This is a genomic window from Pelagibacterium sp. H642, assembly GCF_031202855.1.
In the GTDB taxonomy this organism is placed as follows: Bacteria; Pseudomonadota; Alphaproteobacteria; order Rhizobiales; family Devosiaceae; genus Pelagibacterium.
Genome location: NZ_CP101829.1, coordinates 1,048,336 through 1,065,062, shown reverse-complemented (window position 1 = coordinate 1,065,062; position 16,727 = coordinate 1,048,336). Strand labels below are relative to the sequence as shown.

The 16,727-nt window shown below is 63.6% G+C and carries 17 protein-coding genes; 13 read left to right on the top strand and 4 right to left on the bottom strand.

The genetic code is table 11. The features are described 5' to 3' along the window. Nucleotides 1-50 precede the first annotated feature (50 nt). The 3 genes from NO934_RS05275 (at nt 51) to NO934_RS05265 (ending at nt 2,957) form a co-directional block, all read left to right on the top strand. Nucleotides 51-1,109, top strand: a complete 1,059-nt coding sequence (locus NO934_RS05275) for a putative F420-0 ABC transporter permease subunit (RefSeq protein ID WP_309162749.1) — start codon at nt 51-53, stop codon at nt 1,107-1,109. Further along, nucleotides 1,106-1,879, top strand: a complete 774-nt coding sequence (locus NO934_RS05270; RefSeq protein WP_309162748.1) for an ABC transporter ATP-binding protein — start codon at nt 1,106-1,108, stop codon at nt 1,877-1,879. The genes NO934_RS05275 and NO934_RS05270 overlap by 4 nt, the downstream gene beginning before the upstream one ends. A gap of 76 nt (nt 1,880-1,955) precedes the next feature. Continuing rightward, nucleotides 1,956-2,957: a TIGR03842 family LLM class F420-dependent oxidoreductase gene (locus tag NO934_RS05265; protein WP_309162746.1), complete on the top strand. Its 1,002-nt coding sequence runs from the start codon at nt 1,956-1,958 to the stop codon at nt 2,955-2,957. Nucleotides 2,958-3,160: 203 nt separating this feature from the next. Here the strand turns inward: NO934_RS05265 and argE are convergent, their stop codons facing one another. The 4 genes from argE to eutB all read right to left on the bottom strand — a co-directional run bounded on the left by argE (nt 3,161) and on the right by eutB (nt 7,714). After that, nucleotides 3,161-4,327 carry an acetylornithine deacetylase gene (argE, locus tag NO934_RS05260; RefSeq protein ID WP_309162745.1) on the bottom strand — a complete coding sequence of 389 codons (1,167 nt, stop codon included), beginning with the start codon at nt 4,325-4,327 and terminating at the stop codon, nt 3,161-3,163. Nucleotides 4,328-4,512: 185 nt separating this feature from the next. Further along, nucleotides 4,513-5,697: a M24 family metallopeptidase gene (locus tag NO934_RS05255; RefSeq protein ID WP_309162744.1), complete on the bottom strand. Its 1,185-nt coding sequence runs from the start codon at nt 5,695-5,697 to the stop codon at nt 4,513-4,515. Nucleotides 5,698-5,729: 32 nt separating this feature from the next. Continuing rightward, complete coding sequence (gene eutC, locus NO934_RS05250) at nt 5,730-6,722, bottom strand: ectoine utilization protein EutC (protein WP_309162743.1); 993 nt, start codon at nt 6,720-6,722, stop codon at nt 5,730-5,732. Then, nucleotides 6,722-7,714, bottom strand: coding sequence for a hydroxyectoine utilization dehydratase EutB (gene eutB / locus NO934_RS05245; RefSeq protein ID WP_309162742.1), 993 nt, complete (start codon nt 7,712-7,714; stop codon nt 6,722-6,724). Before eutB ends, eutC begins: the two co-directional genes overlap by 1 nt. A gap of 396 nt (nt 7,715-8,110) precedes the next feature. Here eutB and ehuB point away from each other — a divergent pair, with 396 nt between their 5' ends. From ehuB to NO934_RS05195, 10 genes are all read left to right on the top strand, one after another. Beyond that, nucleotides 8,111-8,980: an ectoine/hydroxyectoine ABC transporter substrate-binding protein EhuB gene (ehuB, locus tag NO934_RS05240; protein WP_309162741.1), complete on the top strand. Its 870-nt coding sequence runs from the start codon at nt 8,111-8,113 to the stop codon at nt 8,978-8,980. A gap of 101 nt (nt 8,981-9,081) precedes the next feature. Beyond that, entirely contained in the window at nt 9,082-9,753 is a 672-nt protein-coding gene (gene ehuC / locus NO934_RS05235; RefSeq protein ID WP_309162740.1) for an ectoine/hydroxyectoine ABC transporter permease subunit EhuC, read from the top strand. 4 nt (nt 9,754-9,757) lie between these two features. Next, nucleotides 9,758-10,450, top strand: coding sequence for an ectoine/hydroxyectoine ABC transporter permease subunit EhuD (gene ehuD, locus NO934_RS05230; protein ID WP_309162739.1), 693 nt, complete (start codon nt 9,758-9,760; stop codon nt 10,448-10,450). Further along, nucleotides 10,447-11,226, top strand: a complete 780-nt coding sequence (ehuA, locus tag NO934_RS05225; protein ID WP_309162738.1) for an ectoine/hydroxyectoine ABC transporter ATP-binding protein EhuA — start codon at nt 10,447-10,449, stop codon at nt 11,224-11,226. Before ehuD ends, ehuA begins: the two co-directional genes overlap by 4 nt. A 161-nt stretch (nt 11,227-11,387) precedes the next feature. Further along, complete coding sequence (locus tag NO934_RS05220; RefSeq protein ID WP_309162737.1) at nt 11,388-11,912, top strand: Lrp/AsnC family transcriptional regulator; 525 nt, start codon at nt 11,388-11,390, stop codon at nt 11,910-11,912. 233 nt (nt 11,913-12,145) lie between these two features. Continuing rightward, nucleotides 12,146-12,559 (top strand): DUF4260 domain-containing protein, encoded by a 414-nt coding sequence (locus NO934_RS05215; protein WP_309162735.1) that lies wholly within the window; start codon nt 12,146-12,148, stop codon nt 12,557-12,559. A gap of 115 nt (nt 12,560-12,674) precedes the next feature. After that, nucleotides 12,675-14,165: an NAD-dependent succinate-semialdehyde dehydrogenase gene (locus tag NO934_RS05210; protein ID WP_309162733.1), complete on the top strand. Its 1,491-nt coding sequence runs from the start codon at nt 12,675-12,677 to the stop codon at nt 14,163-14,165. Nucleotides 14,166-14,366: 201 nt separating this feature from the next. Continuing rightward, nucleotides 14,367-15,737: an aspartate aminotransferase family protein gene (locus NO934_RS05205; protein ID WP_309162732.1), complete on the top strand. Its 1,371-nt coding sequence runs from the start codon at nt 14,367-14,369 to the stop codon at nt 15,735-15,737. 98 nt (nt 15,738-15,835) lie between these two features. After that, nucleotides 15,836-16,222 carry a hypothetical protein gene (locus NO934_RS05200; RefSeq protein WP_309162731.1) on the top strand — a complete coding sequence of 129 codons (387 nt, stop codon included), beginning with the start codon at nt 15,836-15,838 and terminating at the stop codon, nt 16,220-16,222. A 13-nt stretch (nt 16,223-16,235) separates the two neighbouring features. Beyond that, a complete protein-coding gene (locus tag NO934_RS05195; protein WP_309162730.1) occupies nt 16,236-16,589 on the top strand; it encodes a hypothetical protein in 354 nt (117 codons plus the stop codon). Nucleotides 16,590-16,727 lie beyond the last annotated feature (138 nt).

Here is a 16,727-nt window from a genome sequence, read left to right as displayed (position 1 = left end):
GATTGGGGCCGCCGTGGCTCCAGCTTAACCCCGTGGCGCAGGACGCCCTGATGGTCGCCGCCCCGCTCGGCCTCTCCGCCCTCACTCCCGCCGCCCTGCGCCGGCTGCGCTTCCACGCCTGGCTTGCTGGCCTCACCATCTTCCTCGCCCTCTCGATCACCCTCGCCGTCACCGTAGGTCCTGCCGATATCGGCGCGGGGGATGTCTGGGCCGTCATCGCCCACCGCCTCGGCCTCGTTCCCGACAGTCCCGTCTCGGTCCTGCGTGAGGGCATTGTCTGGGAGCTTCGCCTGCCACGCGTCCTTTCGGCCGCCTTGGTAGGCGCCGGCCTTGCCATTTGCGGCGCCGTGATGCAGGCGCTGACCCGCAATCCCTTGGCCGATCCATACCTGCTCGGCATCTCCTCGGGGGCCTCGGTCGGCGCCGTCTCCATGCTGCTGTTCGGAGCCACGCTGCTTCTCCCCGCCGGCGCCTTTCTCGGTGCCCTCGCCGCTATGGGCCTCACCCTCGGCCTTGCCCGTGCGCTTGGCGCCATCACCGCGTCGCGGGCGATCCTCGCCGGCCTTGCGGTTTCCGCCCTCGCCTCGGCGCTGACCTCTTTCCTCATCTTTTCCACCGCCACCGGCGATTCCTACCGCGAGATACTCTCCTGGCTCATGGGGTCGCTCGCGGGCATGCGCTGGTCCGATACCGGCCTTGCCGCTATGGTTTTCGCGGCGGTGGGCCTTCCGCTGCTGGCCTCCGGCCGCATCCTCGATGGCTTCGTTTTCGGCGACACCGCCGCCCGTGCGCTTGGCATCGATGTGGAGCGCACCCGCTGGTTGATGCTGGGAGCCACCGCGCTTTTGACCGGCGTTCTCGTCGCCATTTCCGGCTCCATCGGTTTTGTCGGTCTCATCCTTCCCCATGCGGTGCGGCTGGTCGCCGGTGGACGTCACCGCCATCTGCTGCCGCTCGCCGCGCTCGCCGGCGCGGTCTTCATGGTCTGGACCGACACTGCCGCCCGCACCCTGTTCGATCCGCGCGAGCTTCCGGTCGGTATCGTCACCGCCATGATCGGCGCGCCCGCCTTTTTCCTCATCCTCCTGCGTAACAGGCGGGCGACATGAGCCTTGCGGTCGAAAGCGCCAGTCTCGCGATAGACGGCAAACAGATCCTCGATGGCGTCAGCTTCACCCTCCAGCCGGGCCGCCTCAACGCGTTGATCGGCCCCAATGGCGCGGGCAAGTCCACGCTTCTGCGGGTCATTCTCGGTTTCGAGCCTGCTGCCAAAGCTCATGTCACTTTCGAAGACCAAGACCTCCACGCCCTGCCGCGCAAAATTCGGGCCCAGTGCGCCGCTCTCGTCGAGCAGGCGGTCACCACCGATCAACCCATCGATGTTCATGATGCCGTCATGCTCGGCCGTCTGCCGCATCAGGGCCTGTGGTCCGCCGATACCGAGACGGACGATGAAGCCGTCGTAGCCGAGGCCCTTGCGCGTGTGGGGATGACCGATTTCGCCACCCGCCGCTTTTCCACGCTTTCAGGCGGTGAGCAGCAGCGCGTCCAGATCGCCCGCGCCCTGGCGCAAAAGCCGCGCCTCCTGCTTCTCGACGAGCCCACCAACCATCTCGATCTGTCCGCTCAGGTCGCGGTTATGGAAATCCTGCGCGCCCTTGCCGAAGAGGGGCTCACGATCCTCGTCACCATGCATGATCTCAATCTGACCGCGGCCTGGTTCGATCACGTGATCGCCCTCGACAAGGGCAGGGTGGTGCGGGAGGGCGAGCCCGATGCCGTCATCGATGCAGCCTTCCTCGCGCGCGTCTATGGCGTCACCGCCACCATCGTCCCCAATCCCGCCTCCGGCCGCCCCATGATTGCTTACGGCCCCTGAACGATTGCTCTTGCCGGGCAGGAGAAAATTTGATCATCTGGTCAAATTCGCCAGTTTCAGAGGGGGAACTTCGGCCATGGAATTCGGGATCACCTTCAAAGGCTTCGTTGAGCACGATCGGGCGCGCTATCTGATCCAGGCCGCCGAATATGCCGGCTTTTCCTACTGCTGGTTCTACGATTCCCACATTCTCTGGCGCGATCCCTATCCGGCCATGGCCATGGGCATGGAGTGGACCCAATCCATGCGCTTTGGTCCGCTCGTCACCAATCCCGATGTGCGCGATTGGTCGGTGGCCGCCTCGCTGTTCGGCTCGCTTGCCAAGCAGAGCGGCGGTCGCTTCGATCTTGCCGTGGGGCGCGGCGATTCCTCACGCCGCGTCATGGGCCACAAGCCCGCAACGCTCAAACGCGTCGCCGAATTCATCGAAAAGACCAAGGCCATGGTGCGCGGCGATGAGGTGACTTATGGCGAAGTTCCCAACCCGGTCCAGTTTCCCTGGGCCGTTGGCCACGAAATCCCGAGCTGGATCGCCGCCTATGGCCCGCTGGCGCTGAAGACCGCCGGCGAAAGCGCCGATGGCGTCGTCCTCCAGATCGCCGAGCCGGGCCTGTGCAAATGGTTCACCGACCAGTGCCTTGAAGCGGGCCGCGCCGCCGGCCGCGACATGAGCGCCTATCGCTCCATGGCCGCCGCCCCCGCCTATTTCGGCGATAAACAACGCGCCATCGCCGCCACCCGCTGGTTCCCGGCCATGGTCGGCAATCACGTTGCCGATATCGTGGAAAAATACGGCGCCGATACCGACAAGGTCCCTGCCAGCCTCACCTCTTATATCGAAGCCCGTCGCGGCTATGATTATTCAAAGCACGGACAGTCCGATAACCCCTATCTCGATTTCATCACCGACGACATCGTCGAAAGCTTCTGCGTTTTGGGCGAGCCCGAGGACCACATCGCCAAGATTCGCGACTTGGAAGCGGCCGGCGTCACCCAGTTCAACATCTACCTCGACAGTGGCGACGAAGAAGAAATCATCGCGCGTTATGGTCGAGAGGTGATCCCGGCGTTTCGGTGACACAATTCAGGGGGCGGTGCTGAAACTCAGCGCCCCCTCACCCCCGTCCCCTCTCCCACCAGGGGGAGGGGTCTTGGGGTTGCGCTTGAGTTCTTGCTGAAGCGCTGCCACAGGCTACCCTTCTCCCTTGGTGGGAGAAGGTGCCCCGAAGGGGCGGATGAGGGGCGCTGAGCTTCAGCGTACGCCGCCGGTAGCGAATTCGCCTACCCCTGTTTCTCCAGCCCCTCGATCATAGCCAGGCACGCGCTGAGCTGATCAAGCTCCACGAACTCATCGGGCTTATGCGCCTGCTCGATCGATCCGGGCCCACACACCACAGTGTCGATCCCCAGCTCCTGAAACAGCCCCGCTTCGGTCGAAAACGATACGCATTCGGCCGGCTCGTCATTGCCGGTCAGCGCCCGCACCAGTTCCACCGCTTCGGACCGGCTCATCGGCTCGAGCCCCGCAACCTCCCCGATCGTTTCGGTGATCACCGCCGCGTCGGGATGCACTGCCTGCATGCGCGGCAGCAGCACGTTCTCCACAAATCCTCTGATTTCGTCATGGGTGAAGGTGAAATCGGCCCCGTTCACCGGCCGGAACTCCCACTCCACCGAGCACGAGCCGGCAATGATGTTGCGCGCGATCCCGCCCGCCATTTTCCCGATCTGGATCGTCGACCAGGGCGGATCGAACCGGCTGCCTTCGGGCGCCCGCGTCTTGAGCGCTTCGCCCACCTCAAGCAGCTTGCTTACGTAGTGGACGGCATATTCCACCGCGTTGACCCCGCGCTCGGGCATGGAGCCGTGCCCCTCGAGCCCCGTGAAATGGGTCGTATATTCACAGCATCCCTTGTTGCCCTCGATGATCTTCATCATCGTCGGCTCGCCAATGATGCACATCGCCGGCCTGCGTCCCACCGCCTGCAATTCCTTGAGCATCACCTGCGCGCCCAGACAGCCCACCTCCTCGTCATAGGTGAACGCCAGGTGGATCGGCCGTTTCAGGCCAATCTCCTGGAAATAGGGCGCAAAGGCCAGCGCGCAGGCGATGAACCCCTTCATGTCGCACGCCCCACGTCCATAAATGCGCCGGTTCCGAAGCGTCGCGGTAAACGGGTCCGAACTCCATTCCTGCCCCTCGACCGGCACCACGTCGGTGTGCCCCGAGAGCACGATCCCCCCATCCATATCCGCCGGCCCCAGGGAGGCAAAAAGGTTCGCCTTGTTGCCTTCGGGATTGAGCGTCAGATAGGTCCGCGTCCCGATCTGGTCGAGCCGGTGATTAATATAGGCGATCATCTCAAGATTGCTCTCGGACGAAACCGACTGAAAGCCGATCAGGTCCGCCAGGATTTCGAGTGTTTCGCCAAGCAGTCTATGGGCCAAAATTGCCTCCAGAATTCCCTCGTTCGAGCCGACCCCTCACCCGCCTGCCGGCCGCCCTCTCCCAGAGGGCGAGGGCTAATTTTGTCGCGGCGATCCGTTCAACCCCACGTCCGAGGACGCCATCGCCTGACTCCCTCTCCCCGCTGGGGAGAGGGTTGGGGTGAGGGGCGCCACACGCTCATGCCCTACTGTTTCACACACAATTCCCGCGGCACATTGGCCAGGCATTCCGGCCCGCCGATATCGGTGATGCGCATGGTTTCGGTGATCTCCAGCCCCCATTCGGGCGTCCAGATGGCCGGCATGAAGTGGAACACCATGTTGGGCCGCAAAATCGACCGATCTCCTGGGCGGATGCTCATCGTGTGCTCGCCCCAATCGGGCGGATAGGAGAGCCCCACCGAATATCCGGTGCGCGAGGTCTTCTCTACGCCGTACTTCCGCAGCACCCCGAAAAACGCCTCGGCGATCTCCCCGCAGGTATAGCCCGGCTTGGCCACCGCCATGCCCGCTTCCATGCCCTCGAGCACCGCTTCCTGCGCCTTGAGCATGTCCTTGGGCGGCTCGCCCAGGAACACGGTGCGTGAGATCGGGCAGTGATAGCGCTTGTAGCACCCGGCAATTTCGAAGAACGTGCCTTCGCCCGAGACCAGCTCCCGATCGTCCCAGGTCAGATGCGCCGCCGCCGCGTCGCGCCCCGAGGGCGTCAGCGGCACGATGGCCGAATAGTCTCCGCCATACCCGTCAGCGCCCAAAAGCGAAGCATGGTAGATCTCGGCCACCAGCTCGTTCTTGCGCAATCCCGGACGGGTCACCTCGCGGATGCGGCTATGCATGGCTTCGACGATCCGCGCCGCCCGGCGCATGAATTCGATTTCCGCCTCCGATTTCACCGAACGCTGCCAAGTCACGACCGAAGTTGCATCGACCACGCTCACGCCGGGGATTTCCGCCCGCAGCGTTTCAAGGCATGCCGCGGTGAAATAGTAATTGTCCATTTCCACTCCGATGCGGCGCCCGTCCCAGCCCTTGTCGCGCAACACCCCGCACAGATGCACATAGGCGTGCTTTTCCGGGTTCTGCACGAAATCGTCGGGATAGGCGTAGATGGAGTCGGTGGAAAGCCAGGTGGTCTTTTCCGCTCCCACCGCATCCATGGGCCGCCCCCACCAGACCGGTTCGTCGGTTAGCGACACGATCACCGCCTGGTGCACGTAAAAGCTCCACCCGTCATAGCCGGTGAGCCAATGCATGTTGGAAGGATTGGTGACGATCAATACGTCGATTCCCTGCGTCTGCATGGCGCGGCGCACCGCCTCCAGGCGTTCGTAATATTCGGGCAGGGTAAAGGGCAGGCGGGTGTTCGGCATTTGCCTTTGCGCTCCAGGGAAAGACCTGACGATCAGGTCGAGAATTTGGTGCCCGCGTCGCTTGTCCGCGCGCGTGTTCGGGCCAGGGCGGCGATCGCCGTGTCCTGCACGCCCGTGCCGGTCAGATCGGCATAGGTGATATCGGTCGCCGTCTGGCGCCCCGCCATGCTGCCGGCAATGATCTGCCCCAACTCGGCAAATCTCTGGTCGGGCGCCACGAACCCCGCATCGATCGCATGATGCAACTCCCCCAGGCGCCGCGTCTGGGCAAGGCTGTCGGCGACGTAAAGCTCAACGCGCGGCACCAGCGCCGGGTCGATCTCGTTCTTGTGCTCGGCGTCCGATCCCATGGCGGTCAGGTGCTGCCCGGGCGTCATCCACTCGGCCAGTATCAGCGGTTCCGTGGCCGGCGTCGTCGTCACCACGATATCGGCGCCACGCACCGCCGCCTCGGCAGTTCCGGCCGCCGTTACGTCAATCCCAAGCTCGGACGAGACCCGCCGCGCAAAAGCCTGCGCCTTCTCGGCATCCCGCGCCCAGATGCACGCTGAATTGATATTGCGCACCAGTGTCAGCGCTTCGAGCTGCATCCGGGCCTGCATTCCGGCCCCGATGATCGCAACCGATTGCGCATCCTCGCGCGCCAGGTGCCTTGCCGCTACCGCGCCGGCTGCCGCCGTGCGCACGTCGGTGAGGTATCCATTGTCGAGCAGCAGCGCCTCGACCAGCCCGGTCCTGGCGGAGAGCACCACCATCAACCCATTGGTCGAGGGCAATCCGATCTTGGGATTATCGAAAAATCCGGGGCTCACCTTGATGGCAAAGCTCTCCACGCCCGGCAGGTAAGCCGTCTTGACGTCCACCTCGCCATTGGCATCGGCGATGTCGAGCCGCAATATCGGCGGCATCACCACCTTGCCCCCGGCCAGCGCCCGGAACGCCTGCTCGACGCAATCGATGGCCGCCAGATCCAGCCGCACGAGCTCGCGCAGTTCCGCTTCGGTGAGGATCTGAATCTCCGCCATCACGCCAGCTCCCCGAACACCGGATGCGTGCCGGCGACGATCTGCCCATGCACGCCCATATCGATATTCTTGCCCGAAAGAACGACGGCAGTTGGGCCGGCCGGCGCGAATTTCCCCGCCAGGATCGCCCCGATCCCCACGGCTGCCGCCCCTTCGATCACTTCGCGCTCCTCATTGTAGGCATGGGCAATCCCCGCCGCGATTTCCCGCTCGGTCAGCAGGATCGTCTCGTCCACCAACTCGCGCACCATGGAGAAGGTATGCCTGTTCTCCAGCCCGATCCCGCCGCCCAGCGAATCCGCCAGCGTTTCCAGCTCCTCCACCATCACCGGCTTGCCCGCCGCAAGGCAGGCCACCATGGCAGCCCCGCGCTCCATCGAAACCCCGATCACCCGCGTTTTGGGCGATAGCGTCTTGACCGCCAGCGCCACCCCGGCGATCAGCCCGCCGCCCGAAAGCGGCACCAGCACCGCGTCGAGCGCGGGAGCATCCTCGACGATCTCCAGGCCCAACGTGCCCTGCCCGGCGATCACCTCGGCCTTATCGAACGGCGGGACCTCTATAAGTCCCTCCTCGCGAACCAGCCTGTCCACCTCGACCTGAGCATCGTCCTGGCTCATGCCGATGATCCGCGCATCGGCCCCCAGCGCCTTGATCGCCTCCACCTTGTTGGCGGGCACCAGCGAGGACATGCAGATCACCGCCCGTGAGCCGGCCGCTTTGGCGGCATGGGCCAGCGCCCGCCCGTGATTGCCGGTGGATGCAGCCGCCACCCCGCGCCTGCGCTCGTCATCGGACAGCGCAAGCACGGCATTTGTCGCCCCGCGCAGCTTGAAGCTGCCGGTCAGTTGCTGGTGCTCGTTCTTGAGGAGGATCGGTTGCCCGGTCCGTTGCGTCAGCGCGGCGCTTTGGGAAAGTGAAGTGCGGTGGATGAGGGAACCGATGCGCCTGCGCGCCTCCAGCACATCAACCATTGTCACGGCGTCGGCCATGCGCGGTTCCCCTAGCGACTTTTTATGCACCCCGCCGCCGCCGGCCTATGCGCCTCGTTTCGGGCTTTTCCGGCGAATTCGATCTTTAGGACTATGCAGCCGCCCGAGCCGGCGGTCCTTCCAATTTGAGTGGCCACTGGCAGATGGTCTTGCTGCCATCGCTCTCTCAAAAAGACGCATCGCCCCTCGACTTGTGGCCAGAAGTTGGCAACCCTTGAGCTCGTTCAAGCATTAACTGAACCGAACGCTTTGGTTCAGCAGTGATCGGATGGTTTTTGCTCCCCAATGTCACAGGGAGCGATGCCGTCCGTCTTGGGGTGATCTGAGCTGTTATTGCCGGTCATCTGCATAGCCCTGAATACAGACTCGAAAAAATTTCAAAGGACAGGAGCCGTTATGCGCAAGACAACTTCCAAAACTCTCAAGGCTGCCCTTCTCGCCGGCGCCGCTGCGCTCGGGCTGGCAGGGGCTGCCCAGGCCGCATCGCTCGCCGAAATTCAGGAGAGCGGCACCATCCGCATCGCTGTAGCCAACGAAATCCCCTATGGCTATGTCGATCCGGTGAGCGGGGAAACCATGGGCGCCGGGCCCGATGTCGCCAAGCACATCGTCGAACAGCTCGGCATCGAAAACATCGAATGGGTCACCACCGAGTTCTCCTCCCTGATTCCGGGCCTGCAGGCCGACCGGTTCGACATGGTCGCCGCCGAAATGGCCATCATTCCCACCCGCTGCGCGACCGTCATCTATTCGGAACCCAACACCTCTTATGGTGAGGGCCTGCTGGTCCCGGCCGGCAACCCCGAAGGGCTCAATTCCTACGAGCAGTTTGCTGAAAACCCCGATCTGACCGTCGCCATCATGGCCGGCGCCAACCAGCTCGACATGTTCCAGGCCCTCGGCGTTGCCGAGAACCAGCTCGTGACCATTTCGTCCAACGCCGACGCCATTTCGACGGTTTCGACCGGCCGTGCCGACGCTTACGCCGCCACCGGCCTCACCGCCAGCGAGCTGGCCGGCCAGAGCGATGCGGTGGAAGTCGCCGAAGGCTTCACCGACCCGGTGATCGATGGTGAGGAACAGCGTTCCTGGGGTGGTTTCGTCTTCGCCCAGGGCAATGAGGAACTGCGCGACGCGGTCAACGAGGTGCTGGCCGAATATAAGCAGACGCCCGAATGGGAAGAGGTCGTGACCGGCTACGGCTTCACCGACGCCGACGTCTCGCGCTCGTTCGATATGACCACCGCCGATCTTTGCGGCGAGTAAGCATAAGCGTCTTGGCGCATGACGTGATCCGGCCGGTGGGCGGCAACGCCCGCCGGCTTCCCGGTTGAGCTCAACAAGAACAAGAAGCCGAGACCGTATCCATGGATTGGACCGCTTATCTCAATCCCCTCATGCAAGGGGCTTGGGTCACCATAGAGCTCACCGTCTATTCGACGATACTGGGCGCCATTCTCGCTTTCGCCGCCGGCATCGGCAAACTCGCCCACAACCCGCTGATCAAATCCATATCGACCGCCTATATCGAGATCTTCAGGGGCACCTCGCTCCTGGTGCAGCTCTTCTGGCTCTATTTCGCCATGCCGGTTCTGGGGCAGGCGATCGGTATCGATTTGCGGCTTCCCCCCGTGGTGGCGGGCGTTTTGGCCTTGTCCCTCAACATCGGCGCCTATGGGGCAGAAGTGGTGCGCGGCGCCATCGAGGCTGTCTCGAAGGACCAGTACGAGGCGGCCAAGGCGCTCAATTTCACCCCGCGCAAGACGCTCTGGCGCATCGCGCTGCCCCAGGCCATCCCCGAGATGATGCCGCCCTTCGGCAATCTGGCCATCCAGAACTTGAAGGATACCGCGCTGGTTTCGCTGATTTCGCTCTCCGATTTGGCCTTCCGGGCCGAGCAGTTGCGCAATTTCACCCAGGATTCGACGACGATCTATACGATGACGCTGCTGATGTATTTCGGCCTCGCTCTCGTTCTGACCGCCATGATGAAGCTGCTCGAGCGGTTCGTTGGCCGCTGGCGCGCGGGAGCGAGGTAGCCCAATGCTGTTTGGAATCGAATGGGACACCACAAGCAACTGGACCTTCGCGGTCTCCATCCTGCCCATCCTGCTGCGGGGCCTGTTGGTGACGCTGCAGGCCACGGTGGTCGGTTTTGCCATCGCCTTGGCGCTCGGGCTCGTCTGGGCAGCGCTCAAGTCGGTGCCGCTCAAGATCGTCTCCTGGCCCGTAGCGGTCATCGTCGAATTCCTGCGCGACACGCCGCTCCTGATCCAGCTTTTCTTTCTCTATTACGTGCTGCCGGAATACGGCCTCATCCTCCCCGCCTTCCTGACCGGCGCCCTGGCGCTGGGGCTGCAATATTCGGCCTATACCTCCGAGGTGTACCGCGCCGGCATCGAGGCGGTGGCGCGGGGCCAGCACGAGGCTGCCCGGGCGCTCAACCTCAAGGGGTTGCGTACCTTCACCCACGTGATCGTTCCCCAGGCCATTCCGCGCATCGTGCCCGCCATGGGCAATTATCTGGTCTCGATCATGAAGGACGTGCCGTTGCTTTCCGTGGTGACCGTTCTTGAGCTTTTGGGCGTCGCCCAGATCATCGGCGACCGCACCTTCAACTATCTCATTCCGCTCTCGATGGTGGGCGGCATCTATCTGATCATGACGTTGCTGGCCTCCGCTGCCGTTCGCCTTCTGGATCGCGCGTTGCCCAAAAGAGGAATTCCGCTCAAATGACCGACCCCATCATCAAGTTCGACAAGGTCGTCAAACGCTTCGACACGTTCACCGTGATCAACGAACTCGATTTCGAGGTTCAGCCGGGCGAAAAAGTCACCATCATCGGCCCCTCGGGCTCGGGCAAGTCCACCGTGCTGCGGATCCTGATGACCCTTGAGCCCATTTCGGGCGGCGTCGTTTATGTGGATGGAGAAACGCTCTGGCACGAGAAGGCCGCCGACGGCAGCCTCAAGCCGGCCAGCGAGGCCCATCTGCGCAGGATGCGCGAGAAAATGGGGATGGTGTTCCAGCAGTTCAATCTCTTCCCGCACATGACGGTGCGGCGCAATTTGACCGAAGCGCCGGTGCAGGTGCTCGGCGTTTCCAAGGCCGAGGCGAGGGAGCGCGCCGACGAATTGCTCGAAATGGTGGGGCTGACCGACCAGGCCGACAAATACCCGCACCAGCTTTCCGGCGGCCAGCAGCAACGCGTGGGCATCGCCCGCGCGCTCGCCATGCGCCCCAAGATCATGCTGTTCGATGAGCCCACTTCGGCGCTCGATCCCGAACTTGTGGGCGAAGTGCTCGGCGTCATCCGGCGCCTGGCCGAAGAGCACGACCTGACCATGCTTCTGGTCACCCATGAGATGAATTTCGCGCGCCAGATTTCCGATCGCGTTTGCTTTTTCGATCGCGGCAAGGTGCTCGAACAGGCTCCCCCCGAGGAACTGTTCACCAACCCCAAGGAAGAGCGCACGCGCGAATTCTTGAAAGCGGTTCTGGAGGGCAATTGAGACGCAACAGGGTAGGCGCCTCTGCCTCGCCTCCTGTTGTCCGGGGTCACGCCGGGATCGCGGCCACCGCAGCGCCCGCGGTTTAACCGCTGGCGGGCACTTGCATATTTTTTATCCGGGAGCGCTGGACGCCTGCCCCCCGGCGGATATAGCTTTGCGTCATGCACCAGCTTTTAGCCGCAAGGGGCGCTGCCATTCAAAAGGCTCAACTCAAGCTCGATGACCGGGACCTGAAAATCCTCTCGATCCTCCAGCGCGAGGGCCGCATACCCAAGGCTACGCTTGCCGAACGCGTCAATCTCACCCCCACCCCCTGCTGGGAGCGTTTGAAACGCCTCGAGGACGCGGGCATCATCGAAAGCTATGGCGCCCGCATCTCGCTTCGCGCCTTCGGGCCGCTCACCATCGTTTTCGTCCAGATCGAACTCGAAAGCCACCAGGCCGAGGATTTCACCCGCTTCGAGGCGGCGATAAAGAAGATCGACCAGATCGTCGAATGCTGGGCGGTGGGCGGCGGCATCGATTACATGGTCAAGGTCATCACCCGCGACCTCGAAGAATATCAGCGCCTGATCGAAAACCTCCTCGCCGCCCGCATCGGCGTCCGCCGCTACTATTCCTACGTCGTCACCGCCCCGGTAAAGGATACGCCCCTGCCGGTGACGGCCATTGCCGAGGCGGGGTAGAGCCATGGTTGCGACTGGCCCAATCTCCTGCTTTCCTTCTCCCCTCGAGGGGAGAAGGTGCCCCGAAGGGGCGGATGAGGGGTGCGCTGAGCGTCCTGGGGAACCAAGCTAATACAAATTGTCCGCCTCTCCTGAGAGCCATTCGGTTTCGCATGGCGTCTATTCGGCAATCGCCGATTGGGCGCGCACCCTTAGTGCCTTACACTGCTCCGCACGCAACCGGAGGCAGAACGATGAACGATGCGCCAAACACCATCCCCGCATCAGCCGGGTCAGTGACCGGAGGCGTGCGCCTGATGCTGCGGCTCGAGGGCCTGGCGGTCCTTGCCGCCGCCACATCGGCCTATTTCCTCGCTGGCGGCAACCCATGGCTGTTCGCTATCGTCATTTTCATGCCCGACCTCAGTTTTCTCGCCTATGCGATCAACACGCGGATCGGCGCGGCCGCCTACAATGCCGTACACACCTACATTCTGCCTCTGGTCCTGGCCGGTGCGGGATGGGCCTTGGGGATAGAATCCCTGTGGCAGATCGCCCTCATCGTTGCGGCCCACGCGGGCTTTGACCGAAGCCTGGGGTATGGGCTGAAATATGCGTCCGCCTTCTCCCACACCCATCTGGGCGCCATCGGCCGCAAGGCAGAGTAATTTTCGCCCCAACCCGCCCTCTACCAGCAGAACCATCGCCTCCGCGCCCCCAACTTTGGCGCCAGCCTCTCCCGGTTCCCCGATATGGTCGCGTCATCTCCTTGGAGTTTCCGCCATGTCGAGCCTGTCCGCCAAATACGCGCCTTCCGGCCTTGCCGCCGATCTCGCCGATCCCGAACTCCTGTGCCAGGCCGCGCATGTCGCTGGCCAGTTGGTCGCTTCGGACACGGGCGAGGATATCCCCGTCACCGATCCCGCGACGGGAGAAACCATCGGGTTCATTCCTGCGCTTGCCCCCGAGCAATCCCGCGCTGCCATCGATGCCGCCCAGCAGGCCTTCCTGCCCTGGTCCTCGCTGCTGCCGCAGGAACGCTCCGCCATCCTGCGTCGCTGGTACGATCTGATCATGGACGCCCGCGAGGATCTTGCGCGCATCATGGTCGCCGAGCAGGGCAAGCCCATCTCCGAAGCGCGTGGAGAGATTGCTTATGCCGCTTCCTTCGTCGAATTCTTCGCCGAGGAAGCCAAGCGCCCCAATATTGAATCCGTGACCTCCCACCTCCCCGATGCGGAGGTCGAAATCTGGCGCGAACCCGCCGGCGTCGCCGCGCTGATCACGCCCTGGAACTTCCCCTCGGCCATGATCACCCGCAAGGCCGCCGCGGCGCTCGCCGCCGGCTGCACCTGCCTTGTGCATCCTTCCTCGGAAACCCCGTTCTCGGCGACCGCTCTGGCTATCCTCGCCGCCCGCGCCGGCATTCCCGCAGGGGCCTTCAACGTCGTCACCGGCAAGGCCGCCACGATCGTCGAGCCCTGGACTTCGGACACCCGCGTACGCGTCCTTTCCTTCACCGGCTCCACCGAAATCGGTAAGCTGCTGTACCGCCAGTCCGCCGATACGGTGAAGCGCCTGGTGATGGAGCTTGGCGGCCACGCCCCCTTCATCGTCTTTTCCGATGCCGATCTCGATCAGGCGGTCGAAGAAGCCATCAAGGCCAAATTCGCCACCTCCGGCCAGGATTGCCTGGGCGCCAACCGCTTCCTGATCGATCGTCGCATCTACCAGGCGTTCTGCGACCGCTTCGTCGAGGCAACCGCCGCCCTCTCCATCGGCCCCGGCATCACAGATCCCGATATCGGCCCGCTGATGAACGAAAAGGCCGTAGCCAAACAGGTCTCCCATGTGGAGGACGCGATAGCCAAGGGCGCCAAATGCCTCATTGGCGGCAAGGTGGACGGGCAGGGACCTTTGTTCTTCCAGCCCACCGTCCTCGCCGACGTCCCCGCCAATGCGCTGATCATGGCTGAGGAAACTTTCGGCCCCGTCGCCGCGCTTTCCCCCTTCGACAGCGAAGAAGAAGCCATCGCCCGCGCCAACGCCACCGAATACGGGCTGATCGCCTACCTCCACACCATGGACCCCCGCCGCATCTACCGCGCCTCCCGCCAGCTCCAGTTCGGCATGGTTGCCGTCAACCGCACCAAGGTCACCGGCGCCCCCATCCCCTTCGGCGGCTTCAAGCAATCAGGCATGGGCAGAGAAGGCGCCCGGCTGGGCATGGAGGAGTTCACCGAGGTCAAATATGTCTGCCGCGACTGGGCGTAGCGCTGTGCCTAACTCAACCTCACCCCATCCCTTAAGGGGAGAGGGGGCTCTCTTGCAGCGTCTAAGCTCCTGCCGAAACGCTGCGCCGGGTTCCCCTTCTCCCCTTGAGGGAGAAGGTGGCCGCGAAGCGGTCGGATGAGGGGTGCGCAGCGTGGCCCCACGCACAAGAATTCGAGACTGAACCACCAAGGACCACCACCAATGCTTTCAAACGATCAACTCGACCGCTGGGATCGGGAAAATTTCTTCCACCCCTCCACCCATCTCGCCCAGCACGCCCGCGGCGAAACCCCCAACCGGATCGTCACCGGCGGGCAGGGCGTCTATATCGAGGATCGTGACGGCAACCGCCTGCTCGATACGTTCGCCGGGCTTTACTGCGTCAATGTCGGCTATGGCCGCACCGAAATCACCGACGCCATCGCGCAACAGGCGCGCGAACTTGCCTATTACCATGCCTATGTCGGCCACGGCACCGAAGCCTCGATCACGCTCTCGAAGATGATCCTCGACCGCGCGCCCGCCGGCATGAGCAAGGTCTATTTCGGACTCGGCGGCTCGGACGCCAACGAGACCAACATCAAGCTCGTCTGGTACTATAACAACATCCTGGGCCGCCCGGAGAAAAAGAAGATCATCTCCCGCTGGCGCGGCTATCATGGCTCGGGCCTGATGACCGGCTCATTGACCGGCCTTTCGAGCTTCCACAACAAGTTCGATCTTCCGCTCCCCCAGGTCCTGCACACCGAAGCCCCCTACTATCTTCGCCGTCCGCGCCAGAACATGAGCGAGGCCGAATTCGTCCTCCATTGCGCCGCCGAACTCGAAGCGCTGATCGAGCGCGAGGGCGCCGATACCATCGCCGCCTTCATCGGCGAGCCGGTTCTGGGCACCGGCGGCATCGTCCCTCCTCCCGCCGGCTATTGGGATGCCATCCAGCAGGTGCTCGATCGCCACGACATTCTCCTCATCGTTGACGAGGTGGTCACCGGCTTCGGTCGCCTGGGCTCGATGATGGGTTCGGATCATTACGGCCTGCGCCCCGATATCATCACCATCGCCAAGGGGCTGACCTCGGCCTACGCGCCGCTTTCGGGCTCGATCATCGGCGACAGGCTCTGGAAAGTGCTCGAACAGGGTACCGATGAAAACGGCCCCATCGGCCATGGCTGGACCTATTCCGCCCACCCGATTGGCGCCGCCGCCGGCATCGCCAATCTCAACCTCGTCGATAGCCTGGGCCTTGTGGAAAACGCGGGGAAAACCGGTGGATATCTCAATACCCAGATGAAGGCCGCGCTCGCCGATCATCCCCATGTCGCCGAGGTGCGCGGCGAGGGCATGCTGTGCGCCGTCGAACTGGTCAAGGATCGCGACACGACAAGCTTCTTTGACCCGAGCGAAAAGGTCGCCATCCGCATCGTCGCCGAAATGGTCAAGTCGGGCGTCATCGCCCGCGCCATGCCCCAGGGCGATATCATCGGCTTTGCGCCCCCGCTCTGCCTCTCGCGCGAGGAGGCCGACATCGTGGTGGAAAAAACCGCCGCGGCGGTCAAGGCGGTGCTCGATTAAGCCCTGTCATTGAACTGTGATAATTTGCCGGCGGGTTCGAACGAACTGACCCCGCCGGCCGTTAGTCCATTCCACCACACGCGAGGAATGGACCGAAAATGGCCAAGAAAAAGAAGAACAAGCTGCCCAAGAAAATCCTGGGCTTCAAGATCCCCAAGCAGTATCGCAGCGGCGCGCTGGCAGCCGCTCTGGCCTCGCCCGTGGGCGTCGCGCTGATCTCGGAGGTCATCTATCACGTGGGTGCCGCCGCTTCGCGCCGCGCCGGGGACAGCGGCACCGGCCGGCGGGCCGAACACGGCCTGCACGATGCTGGCGCCCGGTTCGCCGATACCACGGGTGACGCCACTTCGGCTCTCGGCCGCGCCGTATCGGACGCCACCCACGCTTTTCTCGATGCCCTGCGCGACCATCGCGACAACCATGACGGCAAGTCCCGTTCGGACAAAAAGGCTCATACTGGTGAAGCCGATCGGCGCGTCCACTGACCGGAGCCGCCCCGTGGGCAAGAAAAAGCTCAAGAAAAAACTCAGAAAGCTCAAAAAGGCCCGCCAGGTGGTGATCGTCAACCAGCCGGGCGGATCGAATTTTATTGCCGCCGCCCTCGGGCACGCGATCGCCGCCGGCGTGGTCTATGGCGTGGCCCGCTATGTCAGCGCCCAGGCCGATCAGCCTCGGCCCAGCCTGTCGCGTTTCGTTGCCCGCCATCCCCACGCCGCCTGGGATCTTGCCGTCTGGCAGGGTGGGGAACGCCTCAAATCGTTCGCCCAGAACCTGCGGCGGCGCATCGCTTCGGAGCCCGACGATCGGCTGCCCGCGCGGGCCCTCATCGACAGGGCCGACCGGCCACGATAGCCCCCCTTTTCACGGTGCCTTGTTTTCTCCCCACCCGCTCTATAGAATACCCCCATACGTTCGATGCGCTTGGCTATCTGATCATCCGGCCCTGCCGGTCACTTGGAATCCTTTACTGCAAGACGTCTAGACCGCGCG